The sequence below is a fragment of the Xanthomonas bonasiae genome (assembly GCF_017163705.1).
In the GTDB taxonomy this organism is placed as follows: Bacteria; Pseudomonadota; Gammaproteobacteria; order Xanthomonadales; family Xanthomonadaceae; genus Xanthomonas_A; species Xanthomonas_A bonasiae.
The window spans coordinates 1-20454 of the sequence record NZ_JAFIWB010000044.1; the positions used below are offsets into that span (position 1 = coordinate 1).

The following is a 20454-nucleotide window of genomic DNA, read 5'->3' on the forward strand; positions in this document are numbered from 1 at the left end:
GCGGTCCTCTGCATGCGGCCCGCCCCTGCGGCGCGCCCGCAGCCGGGCCGCATGCAGAGGACCGCGGTGCGCTCGGGCCAGCAACTGTATGCGGAGAACTGCGACCTGACCGTGGTGGCCACGGTCGGCGCCGGCGCCGAAGTGATCTCCGACGGCAGCATCCATATCTACGGCAGCCTGCGCGGTCGCGCGCTGGCCGGCGCGCAAGGCAATACCGAGGCGCGGATCTTCTGCCGCGACTTCCACGCCGAACTGGTCGCCATCGCCGGCCACTACAAGGTGCTGGACGATATTCCCAAGGAACTGCGTGGCAAGGCCGTCCAGGTCTGGCTGGAGCAGGACCAGATCAAGATCGCCGCGCAAGATTGACGCGGCCCTACAACCGAACGTATCAGGAGACATTCCTTTGGCTGAAATTATCGTAGTCACCTCCGGCAAGGGCGGCGTCGGCAAGACCACCACCAGCGCGAGCCTGGCCTGCGGGCTGGCGCGACGCGGCAAGAAGGTCGCCGTGATCGACTTCGACGTGGGCCTGCGCAACCTCGACCTGATCATGGGCTGCGAGCGCCGGGTGGTGTACGACTTCGTCAACGTGGTGCACGGCGAGGCCACGCTCAAGCAGTCGCTGATCAAGGACAAGCGCTTCGACAACCTGTACGTGCTGGCTGCCTCGCAGACCCGCGACAAGGACGCGCTGACCCAGGACGGCGTGGAGAAGGTGCTCAAGGACCTGGTCGCCGAAGGCTTCGAATACATCGTCTGCGATTCGCCGGCCGGCATCGAGAAGGGCGCGTTCCTGGCGATGTATTTCGCCGACCGCGCCGTGGTCGTGGTCAACCCGGAAGTCTCTTCGGTGCGCGACTCCGACCGCATCATCGGCCTGCTCGACTCCAAGACCCGCAAGGCCGAGGAAGGCAAGACCGTGCCGGCGTTCCTGCTGCTGACCCGCTACAGCCCGGGCCGGGTGGAAGGCGGCGAGATGCTCAGCATCACCGACGTGGAGGAAGTGCTGGGGCTGAAGGCGATCGGCGTGATCCCCGAATCCGGCGACGTGCTCAACGCCTCCAACAAGGGCGAGCCGGTGATCCTGGACGGCGAGTCCCCGGCCGGCCAGGCGTACGACGACGCCGTGGCCCGGATCATGGGCGAAGAGCGCCCGATGCGCTTCATCTCCGTGGAGAAGAAGGGCTTCTTCACCAAGCTGTTCGGAGGGTGAGCATGGGACTATTCGACTTCCTCAAGGCCAAGAAGAACACCGCCGAGACGGCCAAGAACCGCCTGCAGATCATCATCGCGCAGGAACGCAACCACCGCGGCGGCCCGGATTACCTGCCGCTGCTGCAGCGCGAACTGCTGGAAGTGATCAAGAAGTACGTCAACATCGACGCCGACGCGGTCAAGGTGGACCTGGTCAAGGACGGCGAACACGACGTGCTGGATATCTCGGTGGCATTGCCGGAAGGGCCGACGCCCTGAGGGGTGCAACGCGCTGCGGTCGCAGACAGCGGCCGTGGCGCGCAGCCTGCGCCGCATTGTTCTTTAGGTGTGTTCGACGTAATGTCCTGACGATGCACTGCGGCGCCGGCAATGCGCCACGGTTGCCTGCACAACCCCAGCGGCGTCACCGAACGCATGAGCTCGAGCGGCACGGCAGTCGCGCTGTCGGCCAGCCCAACCGCCGCCAATCCGTTGCCGATGGCGTCTCGCGCCGCTCCTCCTTCCCGACCTCCCGATGCAGACCCACGACTCCCGCTCCGCACCCGCTGCCGAGGTCCTGACCGTCGGCGCCATCGGCCTGGACGCGCCGCGCGCGCTGCTGGCCCGGCATGGACTGATGCTGCACCGGGTCGCCGACGGCGCCAAGATTCCCGGCAGCTACTGGGGCGAACCGGAAGCCGGGGTGATCGCCAGCGACGTGTACGTGCGCGACGACACGCCGGTGCACTCGCTGCTGCACGAAGCCTGCCACCTGATCGTGCTGCCGCCGGAACGGCGTGCGCTGGTGCATACCGACGCCACCGACTCGGTCGCGGAAGAGGACGCCACCTGCTACCTGCAGATCGTGCTGGCCGACGCGCTGCCCGGCGTCGGCAGCGCGCGGCTGATGGCCGACATGGATGCCTGGGGCTACACCTACCGGCTGGGCTCCACGCGCGCCTGGTTCGAACAGGACGCCGAGGACGCGCGCGCCTGGCTGCTGCAGCGCGGACTGTTGCCGCAGCCGGACTGAGGCTTCGCCCATCCTGCCATCGCCGGCCCGGAGCACTCGCAGAAGCGGCTCCAGCCACGACGAGCGAAGCGCGGGCGCCGACCGGCTGCGGACACAGTCGGGACTGAAGTCCCTCCCACAGTGCACCAGGCTAGCCATCCGCACGCTTTTTGCAGGAGCGACTTCAGTCGCGACGAACGAAGCACGGATGCCCACTGGCCGCGAATACAGTCGCGGCTGAAGCCGCTCCTACAGTGCACCCAGCAGACCAACCGCAAGGCCCCTGTAGGAGCGACTTCAGTCGCGACAAACGAAGTACGGATGCCCACCGGCTACACATGCAGTCGGGACTGAAGTCCCTCCCACAGTGCACCCAGCCAATCTGCCGCAAGCCACTGTAGGAGCGGCTTCAGCCGCGACGAACGAAGCACCGATGCCAACCGGCTACGCATGCGGCCGGGACTGAAGTCCCTCCCACAGTGCACCAGCCAATCTGCCGCAGGCCACTGTGGGAGCGACTTCAGTCGCGACGAACGAAGCGGGATAGCGCCCAGGCTTCGGATGCCGTCAGGGCACGGATGCCAACCCGGCTGCGGATGCAGTCGCGGCTGAAGCCGCTCCTACAGGTTGCGCTACAGGTTGCGCAGCCAGAGCCGCGAGCGGATGCCGCTTCGGGCAAGAGCGGCAACGCGCTACGCCGCGCCGCCGTCCTTCAATGCCGGACTCAGGTCCAATGTCGCCCGCGTGCCCTGCCCTGCATCCGAATCCAGTTGCAGCGACCAGCCCAGGTGTTCGCACAGCCGCGCGATCAGGTCCAGGCCGATGCCGCTGCCCTCGCGGCCGCCGCCGCGGGCCATGCGCATGTAGATGGCGCTGATCTCTTCCGGCGCCATGCCGTGGCCGGGGTCGTCGATGCGTACCACGCCCGGCGCCGGCATCGCGATCTGGATCACGCCCTGGTCGCTGTTCTCGATGGCGTTGCGCAGCAGGTTGCCGATCGCCGCCTGCACGATCGCCAGCGGCGCCAGCACCTCGCACGGCGGCAACGGCGCCAGCACCAGTTCCAGGCGCTTGTCGGCGCACAGGTGGCGATGGTCCTCGACGATGTCCGGCAGCAACTGGTCCAGCCGCACCAGGTCGCTGCCGCGCGCCAGCCGCGCCGGATCCTTGGCCAGCACCAGCAGCAACGAGATCAGTTGGCCGACGCCGCTGGCGGTGCGGCGGATGCGCAGCAGCTGGTTGCGCGCGCTGGGCGGGATGTCGGACTGCTCCAGCGCCAGTTCGGCGGCGCCGCCGATCACCGCCACCGGCGTGCGCAATTCATGGCTGGCGCTGTCGATGAAGGCGCGCTCGCGCTCGACGAACAGGTCGTTGCGCAGCAGGTAGTCGTTCAATGCATCGGCGATCACCACCTGTTCGGCGCTGGCGCGCGGATGCACTTCGATGCGCTGGCCCGGCCGGTCCGGGCGCAGGCTGCCGATGCGTTGCGCCATGTCGGTGAGCGGCTGCACCACCCGGCCCAGGCCCCAGGCCACCAGCGCGCCGAGCAGCAGCACCGCGATCACGTTGGACAGCAGCATCCACAGCGCCAGGTTCTCCTCGTGCTTCTGCAGCTCGGTGATGTCCAGCGACAGCGCCAGGCGGCGGCCGCGCACGTCCTGCACCAGCACCACCTTGTCGCGGCCTTCCAGCGGCACGTCGTCGTGCAGGCCCGGCGCCAGCGCCGCCACCGCCGGCGGCAGCGGCTCGCCGCCTTCGTCGCCGTACAGGCTCACGGTGCGGGTGTCGATCCAGCGGTAGTCCGGATCGACCGCGCTGCGCGCCAGGAAATGTTCCAGCTCCGAGCTGAGCAGCGAACGCCAGGTCAGCTGCTCGGCCTGGTCGTTGACGATGTAGCCATGCACGAACACCGCCAGCGACAGCAGCGCCGCATAGCCGACCAGCCACAGGGTGATGCGCTGCCGCAGCCCGGTCCTACGCGGCATGCTCTTGCTCGTGCGGGTCCACCACCGCAAGCCGGTAGCCGATGCGCGGCAGGGTGTGGATCAGCTTGGTCGCGAACGGACCATCCACGCTGCGCCGCAGGTCGTAGATGTGCGAGCGCAGCATGTCGCCGTCCGGCGGCTCGTCGCCCCACAGCGCCTGCTCCAGGCGATCGCGGGTGACCGCGGCCGGGCTGGCCTGCATCAGCACTTCCAGCAGCTTGCGGCAGGCCGGGTACAGGTGCAGGGTGCGGCCGCCGCGGGTCGCCTCCAGCGTGCCCAGGTCCAGCTGCAGGTCGCCCACGCGCAGCAACTTGCTGCGGCCGCGGCCCTGCGCGCGCACCAGCAGCGCCTCCAGCCGCACTTCCAGTTCCGGCAGCGCGAACGGTTTGGTCAGGTAGTCGTCGGCGCCGGCGCGGAAGCCGGCGATCTTGTCCGGCAGTTCGTCGCGCGCGGTAAGCATGATCACCGGCACCTCGGCGTGGTGCTGCTCGCGCATCGCGCGCAGCACCTGCGGGCCATCCAGGCGCGGCAGCATCCAGTCCAGGATCACCGCGTCGTAGTGCTGGGTGGTGGCCAGGTGCAGGCCGGTGACGCCGTCCGGCGCCGCGTCCAGGGTGTGGCCGCGCACCTCGAAGTAGTCGAACAGGTTCGCGACCAGGTTCCGGTTGTCTTCTATCACCAACAGCCGCATGGCACTCGCTCGCATTCCGGGACGACGGGGGATGGCGCCATGCTAGCGGATGCGCGTCGGAACGCGGTCGGAACGCTGCGTCTTGACCGAATCTCGACGAAACCTGGACGGAACCCGAAAACCGCGACGGCAACCTGGGCTGAAGCGTCGCGCCTGCGGCGCTCCAATCCGACCGGTCTCCGACAAGGAGCGCAACATCATGACACTCGCCACCGTTCGCGCGCCCAGCCCGCCTGCACCCATGCACAGCCCCTCCCTGCCCCTGCCTGCCGTTTCCGTGCTGCCCGCGCCGTCGGCGTTCTATCGCCGGCATCTGTGGCTGCCGCTGGCTGCGGCGCTGCTGGCCAGCACCGTACTGATGGGCCTGGGCGGCGACTTCTGGTTCGCCGACCTGCTGTACCGCTGGGAAGGCGGCCACTGGGCACTGAAGAACGCGGCGCTGACCAGCAGCCTGATCCATCACGACGGCAAGCTGCTCAGCACTGTGGCCTGGGTGGCGACCGCCGCCCTGGCGGTCTGGGCCTGGCGCCGCGCCGACGGCCAGCGCTACCGGCTGCCGCTGCTGTACCTGGCGCTGGCGGTAGCGTTGAGCACCGGCGTGGTGTCGCTGCTGAAGTCGCTGACCCACATGGACTGCCCCTGGGACCTGAGCCGCTACGGCGGCCACCTGCCCTACATCGGCCTGTTCGAGGCGCGGCCGGCCGGCATGCCGCATGCGGCCTGCTTCCCGGCCGGGCATTCCAGCGCCGGCTATGCCTGGGTGGCGCTGTACTTCGTCGCGCTGGCGCTGAAGCCGGCCTGGCGCTGGCCGGCACTGGCGGTCGGACTTGGCGCCGGGCTGCTGTTCGGGCTCGGCCAGCAGCTGCGCGGTGCGCACTTCCTGTCCCACGATCTGTGGACGCTGTCCCTGAGTTGGGCTGTGGCCCTGGGTCTGTACCGCGCCTTGCTGTGGCAGCCGCAGGTTTCGGCCCGATCCATGCATCTGCCCTTGCCTGTCGTGAAGGAAAGCCACGCATGAGCGTTTCGATGCCGCATTCCGGCACCCGCCAGTCCAAGACCGACTGGTGGCGCCACCGCCCCCTGGTGAGCAACGAAATCCTGGCGCTGGCCGCCAGCGCGTTCTTCGCCCTGGTCTGCAACGGCATGTTCTGGCGCAGCGCGATGAGCGGCCACCCCGGCGACCTGAAGCTGGGCCTGTCGCTGTTCCTGCTGCTGCTGTCGGTGCACGGGCTGCTGCTGGGCCTGCTGCTGTGGCGCGGGGTGTCCAAGCCGCTGCTGAGCGTGCTGCTGCTCACCACCGCATTCGCCACGCACTACATGAACAGCTACAGCGTCTACCTGGACGCGGACATGCTGCGCAACGTGCTGGCCACCGACCACAAGGAATCGCGCGAACTGATGACCCCGGCGCTGATCGCGCCGCTGCTGTTCTACGCCGCGCTGCCGATCCTGGCGCTGTGGCGGCTGCGCCTGGTCCGGCGTCCGCCAGGCAGGGCGCTGGCGATCCGCGCCGGCTTCCTGCTGGCGATGCTGGCCTTGGGCGGCGTCGGCGCGATGCTGTCGTTCCAGGACCTGTCGGCGATGATGCGCAACCACCGCGAGATCCGCTACCTGGCCACGCCGATCAACTACCTGGTCGCGTTGCGGCAGAACCTGAAGTCCGACAGCCCCACGCACAAGGCGCCGAAGCTGCCGCTGGAACACGATGCGATCGCCACCCCGCGCGCGCCCGGCAGCAAGCCGCGCTTGCTGGTGGTGGTGCTGGGCGAAACCGCGCGCGCGCAGAACTGGGGCCTGAACGGCTACGTCCGCCAGACCACGCCGCAACTGGCGCAGCTGGACGTGATCAACTTCCCCGACATGCATTCGTGCGGCACCAGCACCGAAGTGTCGGTGCCGTGCATGTTCTCCCCGTTCGGCCGCCACGACTACAACGAAGGCAACATCCGCAAGCACCAGTCGCTGCTGCACGTGCTCGAGCACGCCGGCATCGCCACGCTGTGGCGCGACAACCAGTCCGGTTGCAAGGGCGTGTGCGACGGCCTGGCGATCCAGCGCCTGGACGACGCCAAGGACCCGCAGCTGTGCAAGGACGGGCGCTGCATGGACGAGATCCTGCTGCAGGACCTGGCCACCCAGGTGCGCGCCAAGCCCGGCGACCGCGTGGTCGTGCTGCACCAGCTCGGCAGCCACGGCCCCAGCTATTTCGAACGCTATCCGGCCAGCTTCCGCCGCTTCACGCCCACCTGCGAGACCGCCGACCTGGGCAACTGCGAGCGCGACCTGATCGCCAATGCCTACGACAACTCGCTGCTGTACACCGACCAGCTGCTGGCGCGCACCGTGTCCACGCTGGAGGCGATGCCCGACTACGACACCGCGATGATCTACCTGTCCGACCACGGCGAATCGCTGGGCGAGAAGGGCCTGTACCTGCACGGCGTGCCGTATGCGATCGCCCCGCAGGAGCAGACCCACGTGCCGATGGTGATGTGGTTCTCGCCCGGCTTCGCCAGCGACCGCGGCCTGGACCTGGCCTGCGTGCGTGCGCGTTCGCGCCAGTACGCCGACCAGGACAACCTGTTCCCGTCGGTGCTGGGCCTGATGCAGGTCAAGACCGGCGTCTACGAACGTTCGCGCGACCTGTTCGCGCAGTGCGTGGGTGGCGGCAGCGCAATCGCCGCCGGCGCCGGAAGCCGCTAAGCGACGGCGGCGACGGCGCGCCGACTGCGCCGTCGGCGCGGGCGGCCCTTGCGGCGGGCGGGGCGGACCACTAGCCTCGTCGCATTCGTCACCGAAGGGATCCGCCGTGAACCACCGCCCCCTGCTGCTTGCGCTGTGCATCGGCGCGAGCGTGCTTGCGCTGTCCGCGTGCCGCAAGGAAGCGACCACCGAAACCGACACCGCGCCGGCGCCGGCCGCGCCCGGCGAGAGCGCCGACCAGTTCGTCGCCCGCATCAACGAGGAATACCGCGCGCTGCTGCCGGAGCTGACCTCGGCGCAGTGGCTGTCGATCACCTACATCAACGGCGATTCGGAGCGGCTGGTGGCCAAGGCCAACGAACGCTGGCTGACCACGCTCAACGGCTGGATCGCGCAGGCCAAGCGCTACGAAGGCAAGCCGATGTCGGCCGACAGCGCGCGTGCGCTGCAGCTGCTGAAGCTGATGACCGCGATGCCGGCGCCGCGCGACCCGGCCAAGCTGGCCGAACTGGCCCAGCTGGCCTCGAAGATGGAAGGCGCTTACGGCGCGGCGTCCTATTGCACCGGCGAGGGCGATGCGCGCCGTTGCCGGCAGTTGGGCGAACTGGAGGACGTGCTGCGCCGCAGCCGCGACTACGACCAGCAACTCGACGCCTGGCAGGGCTGGCACGGCACCGCGCAGCCGATGCGCCAGGACTACCAGCGCTTCATCGAACTGGTCAACGAAGGCGCGCGCGAAATGGGCTACGCCGACACCGGCGCGATGTGGCGCAGCGGCTACGACATGCCGCCGGCGCAGATCGCCGCCGAGACCGACCGGCTGTGGAGCCAGGTCAAGCCGCTGTACGAACAATTGCACTGCTACACCCGCGGCAAGCTCGACGCCGAGTACGGCAAGGACAAGGGCGAGGTCGCCGGCGGCCTGCTGCCGGCGCACCTGCTCGGCAACATGTGGCAGCAGGACTGGAGCAACCTGTGGGACCTGCTGCAGCCCTACCCCGGCGCCGGCAGCCTGGACATCACCGACACGCTGGAGAAGCAGTACCAGAGCAACCTCGGCGCGGCGCTGGCGCGGCGCAATGGCGACACTTCGCCGGAGGCGCGGTTCATGGCCCAACGCGACGCGCAGCTGCAGAGCGCCAAGCAGATGACCGAGCGCGCGCAGGATTTCTACACCTCGCTGGCGATGCCCAAGCTGCCGGACAGCTACTGGGCGCGCAGCCAGTTCATCAAGCCGCTGGACCGCAACGTGGTCTGCCACGCCAGCGCCTGGGACATGGACATGGCCGGCGACGTGCGCACCAAGATGTGCATCCAGCCGAACGAGGAAGACTTCACCACCATCTACCACGAGCTCGGCCACATCTATTACGACCTCGCCTACAACCCGCTGCCGCCGCTGTTCCAGGGCGGCGCCAACGACGGTTTCCACGAGGCGATCGGCGACACCATCGTGCTGGCGATGACCCCGCAGTACCTGCATTCGATCGGCCTGGTCGAGGCGCCGCAGCTCAGCCGCGAGGCACTGATCAACGCGCAGATGCGCATGGCGCTGGCGAAGGTGTCGTTCCTGCCGTTCGGGCTGATGATCGACCGCTGGCGCTGGGGCGTGTTCGACGGCTCGATCGCGCCGGAACACTACAACCAGGCCTGGTGGGACCTGAAGGCCAAGTACCAGGGCGTGGCCCCGCCGTCGGCGCGCGGCGAGGACTTCTTCGACCCAGGCGCCAAGTACCACGTCCCCGGCAACACCCCGTACACCCGCTACTTCCTGTCGCACATCCTGCAGTTCCAGTTCTACAAGGGCCTGTGCGACGCCGCCGGCTACAAGGGTCCGCTGTACGAATGCACCTTCTACGGCAACAAGGAGGCCGGGCAGAAATTCTGGTCGATGCTGCAACGTGGCGGCAGCCAGCCGTGGCAGGCAACGCTGAAGGAACTGACCGGCAACGACAAGCTCGACGCCGCCCCGCTGCTGGAATACTTCGCGCCGATGCAGGAGTGGCTCAAGCAGCAGAACCAGGGGCAGATGTGCGGGTGGGAAGCGCCGAAGGCAGTACAGGCGGCGGCAACGGCCCCTGCCGCCACGGCGCCGACGCCGCAGTGATCGCCGCGGTGCGGCGACCTGGCCGCCGACTCAATCGTCGGCCAGCCGCGCCCAACGCTCGTGGTCGCGCCACACCCCGCCGATGCGCAGGTAGCGCGGCGAATAGCCTTCGTGGCGGAAACCGGCGCGTTTGACCAGCGCCAGCGAGCGCGTGTTGTCCGGCTGGATGTTGGCCTCCACCCGATGCAGGCCCAGTTCGGAAAACGCGTAGGCCACGCACAGCCGCAACGCATGCGTCATCAGCCCGCGGCCTTCGCAGCCGGCCATCGCGTGGTAGCCCAGGTAGGCGCTCTGGAAGCAGCCGCCGACGATCTGGCTGAAGGTGAACAGGCCAGCGACTTCGCCGCTGTCGCGCGCGCGCGCCAGCAGCGCGACGTTAGTGCCGTCCAGGGTCTGCGCGTACCACGTGTTGAAGCCGGGCACGTCGGTGAACGGATACGTCCACGGATGATGCAGCGCGGTGCTGGCGCGGTGCGCCTGGATCAGCGCGAGCCCGTCGCGGCGCCGTACCCGCGCCAGCGACACGGCGGCGTCCGCGGCCTGGCTGGCGCTCTGGCCCATGTCTTCAGCCCGGCAACGCCGCGCCGGCGCCGCGCTGCATGACCTGCGCGTGGCGCTCCTTGAACTCGTCGAAGCTCAGCCCCTGCGCCTGCGCATCGGCGTGCGCGGCGTCCTTCAGCGCATCCGAATACACCAGCCGCACCGGCGTGCCGGCGCGCTCGTGCAGTTCCGCGGCCTGCATGATCAGCGACAGCACCTGCGCGGCGCTCTCGCTCTGCCCGGCGATACGCCCGTCCATGCCCAGCACCCACTCGCCGTCGCGGCGCACGATGCCGGCCAGCAAGGTGCGCTGCTGGTCGCGCAGCTCGGCATGCGGTTCGATCGCGGTGGCCGCAGCGGCGGCGGCTTCGCTGCGGTGGCGCAGGCGTTCGGCAAGCTTCTTGCGCACGTCGCGGCGCTGCTTGGACTGGATGGACATGCGGTTTCCTCAACGATGACCCGGCGACGATAGCCCAACCGCGGCGCCGGCGTCACACCGGATCGGCCGGCTCCAGCTGCGGCACCTGGCTGCCGGGCCGCGGCAGGCGCTTGCCGCTGCGCCGCTCCCAGCGCCAGAAGCCCCAGCCGATCAGGAAGAACGCGCCCGAGCCCAGCGCCAGGTGCATCGGCCGGCCGCTGAGCAGCGGCGACAGCACCCCGGCCACCACGGTATTGAGCATCAGCTGGGTGAAGGCCTGCAGCGACGAGGCCAGCCCGCGCTGGCGCGGGTACATGTCCAGCACCGCCAGCGCCAGGATCGGGAAGATCAGCGCCATGCCCAGGCCGGCCACGAAGATCGGCAGCACCGCCCACGGCAGCGCGATCTGCGGCGCGATCGCGGTATAGGCGATGTTGCCGACCATCGACACGCCGCAGCAGATGAAGCCGATGCGCACCTGCCGCATCGGCCCGATGCGCCCGGCCATGCGCCCGGACAGGAACGAGCCCAGGGTCATGCCGCCGATGGTGGGAATGAACAGCCAGGCGAAATCGCGCTCGGTCCGGTGCAGCAGGTCGATGATGAACACCGGCGCCGAGGCGATGTACAGGAACACGCCGGCGAAGTTGAACGCGCCGGCGGCGGCCAGGCGCTGGAAGCGCGCGTTGAACGCGATGGCGATGTAGTCGCGCAGCAGCGTGCGCGGCGCCAGCGGGGTACGCGCCTGCGGCGGATGCGTCTCCGGCATCCAGCGCAGCGTGGCGACCAGCAACAGCAGCGAGAACCCGACCAGGAACCAGAAGATCGTCGGCCAGCCGGCGCCGGTGGCCAGGATCCAGCCGCCGATGATCGGCGCGATCGCCGGGGCGATGCCGAAGATCATCGACACCTGGCTCATCAGCCGCTGCGCGTCGTGGCCCTGGTACAGGTCGCGGATCACCGCGCGGCCGACGATCATGCCGACGCCGGCGGAAACCCCCTGCAGCGCACGGAACGCCAGCAGCGTGGGCAAGTCGCGCGACAGCGCGCAGCCGGCCGAGGCCAGAATGAACACCACCAGCCCGCCGACGATCACCCGCTTGCGGCCCCAGGCGTCGGACAGCGGCCCGTGCGCCAGGCCCATCAGCGCGTAGGCCAGCAGGTACACGCTCACGGTCTGCTGGATCGCCACCGGATCGGCGCGCAGGCGCTGCGCCAGCTGCGGGAACGCCGGGAAGATGGTGTCGATCGAGAACGGACCAAACATCGCCAGCCCGGCCAGCAGCAATGCCAGGCGGCGGGTCGAGATCGTCGGGAGCGTCATGCGCAGGATCCTGGAAAGCCGGCCGCACGCAGCCCGGGTGGGCGAACACGCGACGACACCGTCCAAGGGACGGAACGATGGGGAGAGGGAATGCCGCCATGATAGACCCTTGCCAGTGCCGCGTTAAGCGCCGCGGCCGCGGCCACGCCGCACCGGGGCGCAGACCCGCATGTTCAGCGAGCCGCGGCAGGCCCGCCGGGCGGGCCGTGCGGAGGCCGCCGTGGGCGCCGCCGGCCACGCTATAATCGCCGGGCAGCATGGTGGGAGAAGCGGGGCGACCCGCTGCCGAAGGCGCAAACGCCCGTAATCGCTCAGGCCCGATACCACCCGCACCAAGACTCTGGAGAGACCGGTCCAACCCGGCGCCGAAGGGGCACGAAGCGCAGCGCAGCCCGCCGCCGCTTCCAAACTCTCAGGCAAAAGGACAGAGGGGCAGTGGGAAGACATGTGGCTTCCCGTCGGTCGTGTCCGCAGCTGCGGCCGACGGCGGCATCCGTGCGTCCTCCGCCCTTCGTGCCCTCCTCTGCCGGACGACCGCCATGTCTAACACCCCCTCGCTGCGCGACCTCGAACACCACTCGGCCTTCGTCGAACGCCATATCGGCCCGAACGACGCCGAGATCGCGCACATGCTGCGCACCGTCGGCCACGACTCGCTGGACGCGCTGACCGACGCCATCGTGCCGGGCAAGATCAAGTCGCCGGCTGCACTGGCGCTGCCCGACGCGATCACCGAAGAGGAAGCGCTGGCCAAGATCGGCGCCATCGCCGACAGGAACCAGGTGCTGCGCAGCTTCATCGGCCAGGGCTACTACGGCACCCACACGCCGAAGGTGATCCTGCGCAACATCCTCGAGAACCCGGCCTGGTACACCGCCTATACGCCGTACCAGGCGGAGATCTCACAGGGCCGCATGGAAGCGCTCATCAACTTCCAGACCATGTGCGCGGACCTGACCGGCATGGAGATCGCCAACGCCTCGCTGCTGGACGAGGCCACCGCCGCGGCCGAGGCGATGACCCTGGCCAAGCGCTCGGCCAAGGCCAAGTCCGACACCTTCTTCGTGCACGACGCGGTGCATCCGCAGACCCTGGAGCTGCTGCGCACCCGCGCCGAGCCGCTGGGCATCGTGCTGCGCGTGGGCACGCCGGAGGAAGCGCTGCAGGCCGAATGCTTCGGCGTGCTGCTGCAGTACCCGGACAGCTTCGGCCACATCGGCGACCACAAGGCATTGGCCGACGCCGTGCATGCGCGCGGCGGCCTGGTCGCGGTGGCCACCGACCTGCTGGCGCTGACCCTGATCGCCGCGCCCGGCGAATGGGGCGCGGACATCGTGGTCGGCAACTCGCAGCGCTTCGGCGTGCCGTTCGGCTTCGGCGGCCCGCACGCCGCGTTCATGGCCTGCCGCGACGCCTACAAGCGCTCGATGCCGGGGCGCCTGATCGGCGTGTCGATCGATGCGGCCGGCAACCCCGCCTACCGTCTCACCCTGCAGACCCGCGAGCAGCACATCCGACGGGAGAAGGCCACCTCCAACATCTGCACCGCGCAGGTGCTGCTGGCGGTGATGGCGGCGATGTACGCGGTCTACCACGGCCCCGACGGCCTGACCCGCATCGCGCGGCGCACCCACCGCCTGGCCGCGATCCTGGCTGCGGCGCTGCGCAGCGCCGGCATCAGCGTCGGCGAGCGCTTCTTCGACACCCTGCACGTCAAGGCGATCGATGCCGAGGCGATCCATGCCAAGGCGCGCGCGGCCGGCATCAACCTGCGCGCGATCGACAGCGAGGCGCTGGGCATCAGCCTGGACGAGACCACCACCCGCGCCGACGTGATCGCGCTGGCGCAGCTGTTCGGCGCGAGCGCCGATGTCGATGCGCTCGATGCGGCCACTGCCGACGCATTGCCGCAAGACCTCAAGCGCAGCAGCGCGTTCCTGCAGCACCCGGTGTTCAACACCCACCACAGCGAACACGAGCTGCTGCGCTACATGCGCGCGCTAGCCGACAAGGACCTGGCGATGGATCGCACCATGATCCCGCTGGGTAGCTGCACGATGAAGCTCAACGCCACCGCCGAGATGATCCCGGTGACCTGGCCGCAGTTCGGCGCGATCCACCCCCTGGCCCCGGCCGAACAATCCACCGGCTATGCGCAGTTGATCGACGAACTGGAAGCGATGCTGGTCGAATGCACCGGCTACGACGCGGTCAGCCTGCAGCCCAACTCCGGCGCGCAGGGCGAATACGCCGGCCTGCTGGCGATCCGCGCCTATCACCGTTCGCGCGGCGAAGCGCATCGCGACATCTGCCTGATCCCCGAGTCCGCGCACGGCACCAACCCGGCCTCGGCGCAGATGTGCGGCATGAAGGTCGTGGTCACCAAGTGCGACGCCAACGGCAACGTCGATGTCGACGACATCCGCGCCCAGGCCGAAAAGTACAGCGACCGCCTGGCCGCGCTGATGATCACCTATCCGTCCACCCACGGCGTGTTCGAGGAAGACGTGGTGGCGATCTGCGAGGCGGTGCATGCGCACGGCGGCCAGGTCTACACCGACGGCGCCAACATGAACGCGCTGGTCGGCGTGGCCAAGCCCGGCAAGTGGGGCTCGGACGTGTCGCACCTGAACCTGCACAAGACCTTCTGCATTCCGCACGGCGGCGGCGGCCCGGGCGTGGGTCCGTGCGCGGTGAAGTCGCACCTGGCGCCGTTCCTGCCGCGCACGCTGGGCGGCGAAGGCGACGTCGGCATGGTCAGCGCGGCCAGCTTCGGCAGCGCCTCGATCCTGCCGATCAGCTGGATGTACATCACCATGATGGGCAACGCGGGGCTGCGCAAGGCGACCCAGGTCGCGCTGCTCAACGCCAACTACATCGCCAAGCGCCTGGCCCCGCATTACAAGACCCTGTACACCGGCCGCAACGGCCTGGTCGCGCACGAGTGCATCCTCGACGTGCGCCCGCTGGAGAAGAGCACCGGCATCGGCGCCGAGGACGTGGCCAAGCGCCTGATCGACTTCGGCTTCCACGCGCCGACGCTGAGCTTCCCGGTCGCCGGCACGCTGATGGTGGAGCCGACCGAGAGCGAATCGCTGCACGAGCTGGACCGCTTCATCGACGCGATGATCCAGATCCGCGAAGAGATCCGCGCGATCGAGGACGGCCGCCTGGACCGCGAGGACAACCCGCTCAAGCACGCCCCGCATACCGCCGCGCAGGTCACCGCCGGCGAGTGGACCCACGCCTACCCGCGCGAGCTGGCCGCGTTCCCGCTGCCCACGCTCAAGCAGGCCAAGTACTGGCCGCCGGTGGCGCGGGTGGACAACGTCTACGGCGACAAGCACGTGATGTGCGCGTGCATCCCGGTGGATGCGTACAAGGACGACGTGGTGGCGTAACGCCCACCTGCCCTGTCGCGTATCGCCACGCCAGCCCCGCATGTCGGGGCTGGCGTTTTTTTGCCGAAGGCGCTGTGCTCAGTCGCGCTCCACGCCGGGATCGAAGGCCAGGCCGTCGCCGACCTGCTGCAGGCAGCGCAGCGGCTGCTTGGGCAACTGCCGCCATTGCGTGCGCAGCGCGCTGTCTTCGATGCTGCCGGTGCGCAGCTTGGCCTTGCCGGTCAGGTAGTTCACGCTGATCTCGTCGACCTCGCCGCTGCCGCGGTGCAGGCCGCGCATGTCGTAGCCGATCAGCTGGAAGCAGTCCTGCCGGTAGCGGAACAGGAAGGTCGTCTCGGAGGTGCTCCAGCTCCCGGCGCTGGAGAACTGGTGCAGGTTCACCAAGAACGCGCCGCGCGCGATGGCGGGTTCGCCGCCGTCCAGGTAATCCTCCATGTTCGGCGCGTCCGGGCGCGGGATCAACGCGTGATCGCGCAGCGCCAGCCGGTAGCCATCGCCCTCGGCGAAGGCCACCGCCAGCATGCGCGGATTGGTGTCGAAGCGATCCGGGCCGAAGCCGGCGTTGTCCAGCACGTTGCGCGGATCGGCCATCTTCAGCACCAGCAGCAGGTCCGCGCGGCCATCGCCGTTCAGATCGCCGCGGCGCTCGAACTCCAGCGTCCAGCCGCCCGGCACGAATGCGGCGGCATCGCGGCCTTGCGCGGGCAACTGCGGATAGGCCACCGCCGGCGGATCCAGCGCTTGCGCGGCGCCGGCGACGGCCAGCAACAGGGGGAACCACGGCCAGGGGGATCTGAGCGGCATCGCGGGATCGACGTGCGGGAATGGAACCGCGATGGTGGCACGATTCGGCGACGCTTCCGCGCAGCGTTCGCCGCGCACGCTCAACACGGCGCAGCGACGCCCTGCATCTCCGCCGCCGCATCCTGCGCATGCGCACAGCAATTGCGGCCATTGCGCTTGGCGCGGTACAGCGCGGCGTCGGCCTGGTGCAGCAGATCGATCGCCGCCTCGGCACTGGCCGGGCGGGTGGCGATGCCGATGCTGACCGTGACCACGCCCAGCGGGCTGGCCGGGTGCGGGATCTGGCGCTGCTCGATGGCGGCCAGCAGGCGCCGCGCGATCGCGTGCGCGGCATCGGCCACCGTGTCCGGCAGCACCACCGCGAATTCCTCGCCGCCGTAGCGCGCCACCATGGCGGTCTGCGCAGGCAAGGCCTCGGCCAGCGCGGTGGCCACCTTCACCAGGCAGGCGTCGCCGCGTACATGGCCGTGGCTGTCGTTGAACTGCTTGAAGAAGTCGATGTCGATCATCAGCAGCGAACAGTCCCGGCCGTCGTCCATATCGCGCAGCCGCGCCGCCAGGCCGACCCGGTTGGCGATGCCGGTCAGCGGATCGCGCGCCACCTGCTGTTGCAGACGGCGCGTGCTCACGCGGCTCAGCCGCTGGATCTCCAGATGCTCGCTGTGCAGGAACGCCACGTGCGCCCCGTACACCATCACCGCCAGGGTCGCCGCGGCCATGCCCCAGAAGAAGCTGACCCGCGACACGCTGATCGCCAGCAACAGCACCGCCAGCGAGAACACGATCGGCGCGAACGCGGCGATCAGTTCCGCGCTGCGCATGCTCGGCCGCGCGTGGCGCAGCCAGCGCCCCCGCGGCAGCGACGCGACCAGCACCAGCGCCATGCCGGGCAGATCGATCAGCAGCCCGCCCCACCACGGCAGCCCGCCCAGTTCGATGCGGTTGTACAGCGCCGCCACCGCGCCGTTGATCCACAGGTAGGCGCTGGCGCTGAGATAGAAATGGCGGCGGCTGCAGCCGCCGGCCCCGAGCAGGCGCAGCGTGGCCATCGACGCGAGCAGCAGGTCGATCGCATCGGCGTGATTGATGATCAGGTTGACGTCGGGTTCGGAGAAACCATTGCTGGACGACAGCGCCAGGTCGATCAGCAGAAACAGCAGGCCGGCGCCGACCAGCGCCAGCACCGCATCCAGTGCCACGATCAGCCGCGGCTGCGATCGGTTGAACGAGCGCGCGATCAGGTACAGCGCCGGGATCATCGACGAGCCGGAAAACATCACGCCCAGTTTCTGCAGCGCGGGACCGTGCGGCGGGAACAGCAATGCCAGCAGGTTGCAGCCGGTCCACAGCATCTGCACGCCGACCATGGCGCCCAGCAGCCGCCACGGCATCCGGTCCATCGCCGGGGCACGCCGCAGCCGGCGCAGCACGGCCAGCACCGCCATCGCCTGCACCGCCAGGCCGCACCATTGCGCAGCGGGCGCGGCGCTGCCGCCCGCGTGCGCGGCCAGCGCATGGGCGAGCAACAAGCCGATGACGAGGATGGGCAAGAACACGTTCGGTCTCCGTCGCACGCCATGCTGCATTGCATCGGCCGCTGCCGTTGCGCCGTCCCCGCGCTCGCAGCCCCTGGAAGGAGCGCCGCGCAACGCACTATCGGCCGCGCGGCGCCGTCCTGTAGCCCCGGCTTGGCGGCAACGCCCGCACCTGGCGGCGCTTGCGGCCTCCCGTCGGCCAGCTGCAGCGGTACGACCGCGGTTCGCCGCAGAGGCCGCAAGAGGCTGCGGGCGACGGCGGCGAGCCGCGTCGCTACATGGCGAATGCACGCCGCTCGCGCATCTGCACGTTGTGCGAACCGCACCACACGCCGCTGCGCCGTCCTCACGCCGTGCTCGGACAGGTTGCACGGACCGTTCACGCCTGCCGGCCCAGCATCGGCCAGACCCCTGACACCCTCTCTCTCCCGCGCATTGTGCAGCCATTGCAGCGCGAATCCCTTCCGCCGTCCCCGCCTCATCCCCCGGAGCGCACATCCATGGCCAGCCCTCGCAAGCCCAGCAAATCCAGCACGCCCGTCGATACCAGCGCCGTCGCCGACCAGCGCGGTCGCGGCGACGAACTGCACCAGCACGCCGGCGGCACGCATCCGCCGCTGACCACCAACCAGGGCATTCCGATCGCCGACAACCAGAACTCGCTGCGCGCCACCCCGCGCGGGCCGACGTTGCTGGAAGACTTCATCCTGCGCGAGAAGATCACCCACTTCGACCACGAACGCATCCCCGAGCGCATCGTGCACGCGCGCGGCAGCGCCGCGCACGGCTATTTCGAACTGACCGCCTCGCTGGACAAGTACACCACCGCCAAGATCCTCACCGAGGTCGGGGTGAAGACGCCGGTGTTCACCCGCTTTTCCACCGTCGCCGGCGGCGCCGGCTCGGTGGACACGCCGCGCGACGTGCGCGGCTTCGCGGTCAAGTTCTACACCAAGGAAGGCAACTGGGACCTGGTCGGCAACAACATCCCGGTGTTCTTCATCCAGGACGCGATCAAGTTCCCGGACCTGATCCACGCGGTGAAGATGGAGCCGGACCGCGGCTTCCCGCAGGCGGCCAGCGCGCACGACACGTTCTGGGACTTCATCTCGCTGACCCCCGAATCGCTGCACATGATCATGTGGGCGATGAGCGACCGCACCATTCCGCGCTCGCTGCGCATGATCGAAGGCTTCGGCATCCACAGCTTCCGCCTGCTCGACGCGAACGGCAACAGCACCTTCGTCAAGTTCCACTGGCGGCCCAAGCTCGGCCTGCAGTCCACGGTGTGGGACGAAGCGGTGAAGCTGGCCGGCGCCGATCCGGATTTCCACCGCCGCGACCTGTTCGAGGCGATCCAGCAAGGCGATTTCCCAGAATGGGAACTGGGCGTGCAGCTGTTCACGGAGGAAGAGGCGGACAAGTTCCCGTTCGACCATCTCGATTCCACCAAGCTGATCCCCGAGGAACTGGTGCCGCTGAAGATCGTCGGGCGCATGGTGCTGGACCGCTGGCCGGACAACTTCTTCGCCGAGACCGAGCAGGTGGCGTACTGCCCGGCCAACATCGCCCCCGGCATCGACTTCTCCAACGATCCGCTGCTGCAGGGCCGCCTGTTCTCCTACCTGGACACCCAGCTCAGCCGCCTGGGCGGGCCGAACTTCCACCAGATCCCGATCAACGCGCCGAAGTGCCCGTTCGCCAACATGCAGCGCGACGGGCACATGCAGATGGGCGTGCCCAAGGGCCGCGTCGCCTACGAGCCCAGCTCGCTGCAGGACGACACCCCGCGCGAAAGCGCGCGCGGCTTCCCCAGCCACGCCACGCCCAGCGAGGACGGCGCCAAGGGCCGCGTGCGCGCGGAGAGCTTCGCCGACCATTACAGCCAGGCGCGCATGTTCTTCCGCAGCCAGAGCAAGCCGGAGCAGGCGCACGTCGCCTCGGCGCTGGTGTTCGAGCTGTCGAAGGTGGAGACCGCGCATGTGCGTGAGGCGGTGGTAGGACACCTGCGCCACGTCGATCCGGCGCTGGCGCAGCGCGTGGCCGACGGCCTGGGCATGGACACCTTGCCGCCGGCACCGCCGGCCGCGGTCGCGCCGCAGGACATGCCGCCGTCGCCGGCGCTGCAGCTGATCGGCAAGATGAAGCCGACCCTGCAGGGCCGCGCGATCGGCATCCTGGTCCACGACGGGTCCGACGCGGCGACGGTGAAGAACCTGCAGAAGGCAGCGCGCGACGCCGGCGCCACGGTCAAGATCGTCGCGCCGAAGCTGGGCGGCGCCAAGCTCAGCGACGGCAGGAAGCTGGCCGCGGATGGGCAACTGGCCGGCACCCCGTCGTTCGTGTTCGACGCGGTGGCGGTGGTGCTGTCGGCCGAGGCCGGCAAGCAGCTGAGCAAGGAGTCGGCGGCGGTGGATTTCGTCAGCAACGCCTTTGCGCACCTGAAGGCGATTGCCGCCGATGCCGGCGCGCAGCCGCTGCTGAAGGCCGGCAACGTGGTCAAGGACGCCGGCGTGCTCGATGCCGGCAACGGCAAGGGCTTCATCGAAGCGGCCAAGACCCGCCAGTGGGACCGCGAACCGAAGCTGCGCATGCTCGCCTGAGCCAGCGTCGCCAGCGGCACCCTGCCCCGACCGCGCCATGCCTCCGCATGGCGCGGTTTTGGTTTGCGGCGGCGGAAGCGCTGGACCGCAGAGGTGGTCACCCCGGCAGGACGTAGTACGGCTTCCCGAGCGCC

The 20454-nt window shown here is 69.3% G+C and carries 16 protein-coding genes and 1 riboswitch; of the genes, 9 read left to right on the forward strand and 7 right to left on the reverse strand.

Annotated elements, in window-relative coordinates:
- The 4 genes from minC to JR064_RS22155 all read left to right on the forward strand — a co-directional run.
- Positions 1–369, forward strand: a 369-nt coding sequence (gene minC, locus JR064_RS22140) for a septum site-determining protein MinC (RefSeq protein WP_206231164.1), incomplete at its 5' end; no start/stop codon positions are given.
- Positions 370–406: 37 nt separating this feature from the next.
- Positions 407–1216: a septum site-determining protein MinD gene (gene minD / locus JR064_RS22145; RefSeq protein WP_179570763.1), complete on the forward strand. Its 810-nt coding sequence runs from the start codon at positions 407–409 to the stop codon at positions 1214–1216.
- Between the two features lie 2 nt (positions 1217–1218).
- Positions 1219–1476 carry a cell division topological specificity factor MinE gene (gene minE / locus JR064_RS22150; protein WP_009608870.1) on the forward strand — a complete coding sequence of 86 codons (258 nt, stop codon included), beginning with the start codon at positions 1219–1221 and terminating at the stop codon, positions 1474–1476.
- 256 nt (positions 1477–1732) lie between these two features.
- Positions 1733–2230: a hypothetical protein gene (locus tag JR064_RS22155; RefSeq protein ID WP_206231165.1), complete on the forward strand. Its 498-nt coding sequence runs from the start codon at positions 1733–1735 to the stop codon at positions 2228–2230.
- Between the two features lie 671 nt (positions 2231–2901).
- On the opposite strand, the gene JR064_RS22160 is transcribed toward JR064_RS22155, so the two are convergent.
- Both JR064_RS22160 and JR064_RS22165 read right to left on the reverse strand, forming a co-directional pair.
- The gene (locus JR064_RS22160) at positions 2902–4194 is read right to left on the reverse strand and encodes a sensor histidine kinase (protein WP_179570761.1); all 1293 of its coding nucleotides are present in this window, start codon (positions 4192–4194) and stop codon (positions 2902–2904) included.
- Complete coding sequence (locus tag JR064_RS22165) at positions 4184–4885, reverse strand: response regulator transcription factor (RefSeq protein WP_206231166.1); 702 nt, start codon at positions 4883–4885, stop codon at positions 4184–4186. Before JR064_RS22165 ends, JR064_RS22160 begins: the two co-directional genes overlap by 11 nt.
- Positions 4886–5126: 241 nt before the next feature.
- Between JR064_RS22165 and JR064_RS22170 the strand changes: the two genes are divergently transcribed.
- The 3 genes from JR064_RS22170 to JR064_RS22180 all read left to right on the forward strand — a co-directional run bounded on the left by JR064_RS22170 (position 5127) and on the right by JR064_RS22180 (position 9695).
- A complete protein-coding gene (locus JR064_RS22170) occupies positions 5127–5903 on the forward strand; it encodes a phosphatase PAP2 family protein (protein ID WP_206231167.1) in 777 nt (258 codons plus the stop codon).
- Positions 5900–7588 carry a phosphoethanolamine transferase gene (locus JR064_RS22175; protein WP_206231168.1) on the forward strand — a complete coding sequence of 563 codons (1689 nt, stop codon included), beginning with the start codon at positions 5900–5902 and terminating at the stop codon, positions 7586–7588. The genes JR064_RS22170 and JR064_RS22175 overlap by 4 nt, the downstream gene beginning before the upstream one ends.
- A 106-nt stretch (positions 7589–7694) precedes the next feature.
- A complete protein-coding gene (locus JR064_RS22180) occupies positions 7695–9695 on the forward strand; it encodes a M2 family metallopeptidase (RefSeq protein ID WP_206231169.1) in 2001 nt (666 codons plus the stop codon).
- A 30-nt stretch (positions 9696–9725) separates the two neighbouring features.
- On the opposite strand, the gene JR064_RS22185 is transcribed toward JR064_RS22180, so the two are convergent.
- The 3 genes from JR064_RS22185 to JR064_RS22195 are packed head-to-tail and all read right to left on the reverse strand — an operon-like array spanning position 9726 to position 11977.
- Complete coding sequence (locus tag JR064_RS22185; protein WP_206231170.1) at positions 9726–10256, reverse strand: GNAT family N-acetyltransferase; 531 nt, start codon at positions 10254–10256, stop codon at positions 9726–9728.
- 4 nt (positions 10257–10260) lie between these two features.
- Complete coding sequence (locus JR064_RS22190; RefSeq protein WP_206231171.1) at positions 10261–10674, reverse strand: hypothetical protein; 414 nt, start codon at positions 10672–10674, stop codon at positions 10261–10263.
- A 52-nt stretch (positions 10675–10726) separates the two neighbouring features.
- Entirely contained in the window at positions 10727–11977 is a 1251-nt protein-coding gene (locus JR064_RS22195) for a multidrug effflux MFS transporter (RefSeq protein ID WP_206231172.1), read from the reverse strand.
- A 330-nt stretch (positions 11978–12307) separates the two neighbouring features.
- A riboswitch (glycine riboswitch) is annotated at positions 12308–12415 on the forward strand.
- 101 nt (positions 12416–12516) lie between these two features.
- On the opposite strand from JR064_RS22195, the gene gcvP reads away from it, so the two are divergent.
- On the forward strand, positions 12517–15378 hold the full coding sequence (gene gcvP, locus JR064_RS22200) for an aminomethyl-transferring glycine dehydrogenase (RefSeq protein WP_206231173.1): 2862 nt from the start codon (positions 12517–12519) through the stop codon (positions 15376–15378).
- Positions 15379–15456: 78 nt separating this feature from the next.
- Here the strand turns inward: gcvP and JR064_RS22205 are convergent, their stop codons facing one another.
- Positions 15457–16182: a hypothetical protein gene (locus JR064_RS22205; protein ID WP_206231174.1), complete on the reverse strand. Its 726-nt coding sequence runs from the start codon at positions 16180–16182 to the stop codon at positions 15457–15459.
- Positions 16183–16262: 80 nt separating this feature from the next.
- Positions 16263–17738, reverse strand: coding sequence for a diguanylate cyclase (locus JR064_RS22210; RefSeq protein WP_206231175.1), 1476 nt, complete (start codon positions 17736–17738; stop codon positions 16263–16265).
- Positions 17739–18217: 479 nt separating this feature from the next.
- On the opposite strand from JR064_RS22210, the gene JR064_RS22215 reads away from it, so the two are divergent.
- The gene (locus tag JR064_RS22215) at positions 18218–20320 is read left to right on the forward strand and encodes a catalase (RefSeq protein WP_179570749.1); all 2103 of its coding nucleotides are present in this window, start codon (positions 18218–18220) and stop codon (positions 20318–20320) included.
- Positions 20321–20454 lie beyond the last annotated feature (134 nt).

Bases quoted from the DNA above. Each gene is read 5' to 3' on its own strand.
- JR064_RS22190 (WP_206231171.1), bottom strand. From the start codon at position 10,674: ATGTCCATCCAGTCCAAGCAGCGCCGCGACGTGCGCAAGAAGCTTGCC.
- JR064_RS22170 (WP_206231167.1), top strand. From the start codon at position 5,127: ATGCACAGCCCCTCCCTGCCCCTGCCTGCCGTTTCCGTGCTGCCCGCG.
- JR064_RS22165 (WP_206231166.1), bottom strand. From the start codon at position 4,885: ATGCGGCTGTTGGTGATAGAAGACAACCGGAACCTGGTCGCGAACCTG.
- JR064_RS22175 (WP_206231168.1), top strand. From the start codon at position 5,900: ATGAGCGTTTCGATGCCGCATTCCGGCACCCGCCAGTCCAAGACCGAC.
- JR064_RS22185 (WP_206231170.1), bottom strand. From the start codon at position 10,256: ATGGGCCAGAGCGCCAGCCAGGCCGCGGACGCCGCCGTGTCGCTGGCG.
- minE (WP_009608870.1), top strand. From the start codon at position 1,219: ATGGGACTATTCGACTTCCTCAAGGCCAAGAAGAACACCGCCGAGACG.
- JR064_RS22160 (WP_179570761.1), bottom strand. From the start codon at position 4,194: ATGCCGCGTAGGACCGGGCTGCGGCAGCGCATCACCCTGTGGCTGGTC.
- JR064_RS22155 (WP_206231165.1), top strand. From the start codon at position 1,733: ATGCAGACCCACGACTCCCGCTCCGCACCCGCTGCCGAGGTCCTGACC.
- JR064_RS22215 (WP_179570749.1), top strand. From the start codon at position 18,218: ATGGCCAGCCCTCGCAAGCCCAGCAAATCCAGCACGCCCGTCGATACC.
- JR064_RS22195 (WP_206231172.1), bottom strand. From the start codon at position 11,977: ATGACGCTCCCGACGATCTCGACCCGCCGCCTGGCATTGCTGCTGGCC.
- gcvP (WP_206231173.1), top strand. From the start codon at position 12,517: ATGTCTAACACCCCCTCGCTGCGCGACCTCGAACACCACTCGGCCTTC.
- JR064_RS22205 (WP_206231174.1), bottom strand. From the start codon at position 16,182: ATGCCGCTCAGATCCCCCTGGCCGTGGTTCCCCCTGTTGCTGGCCGTC.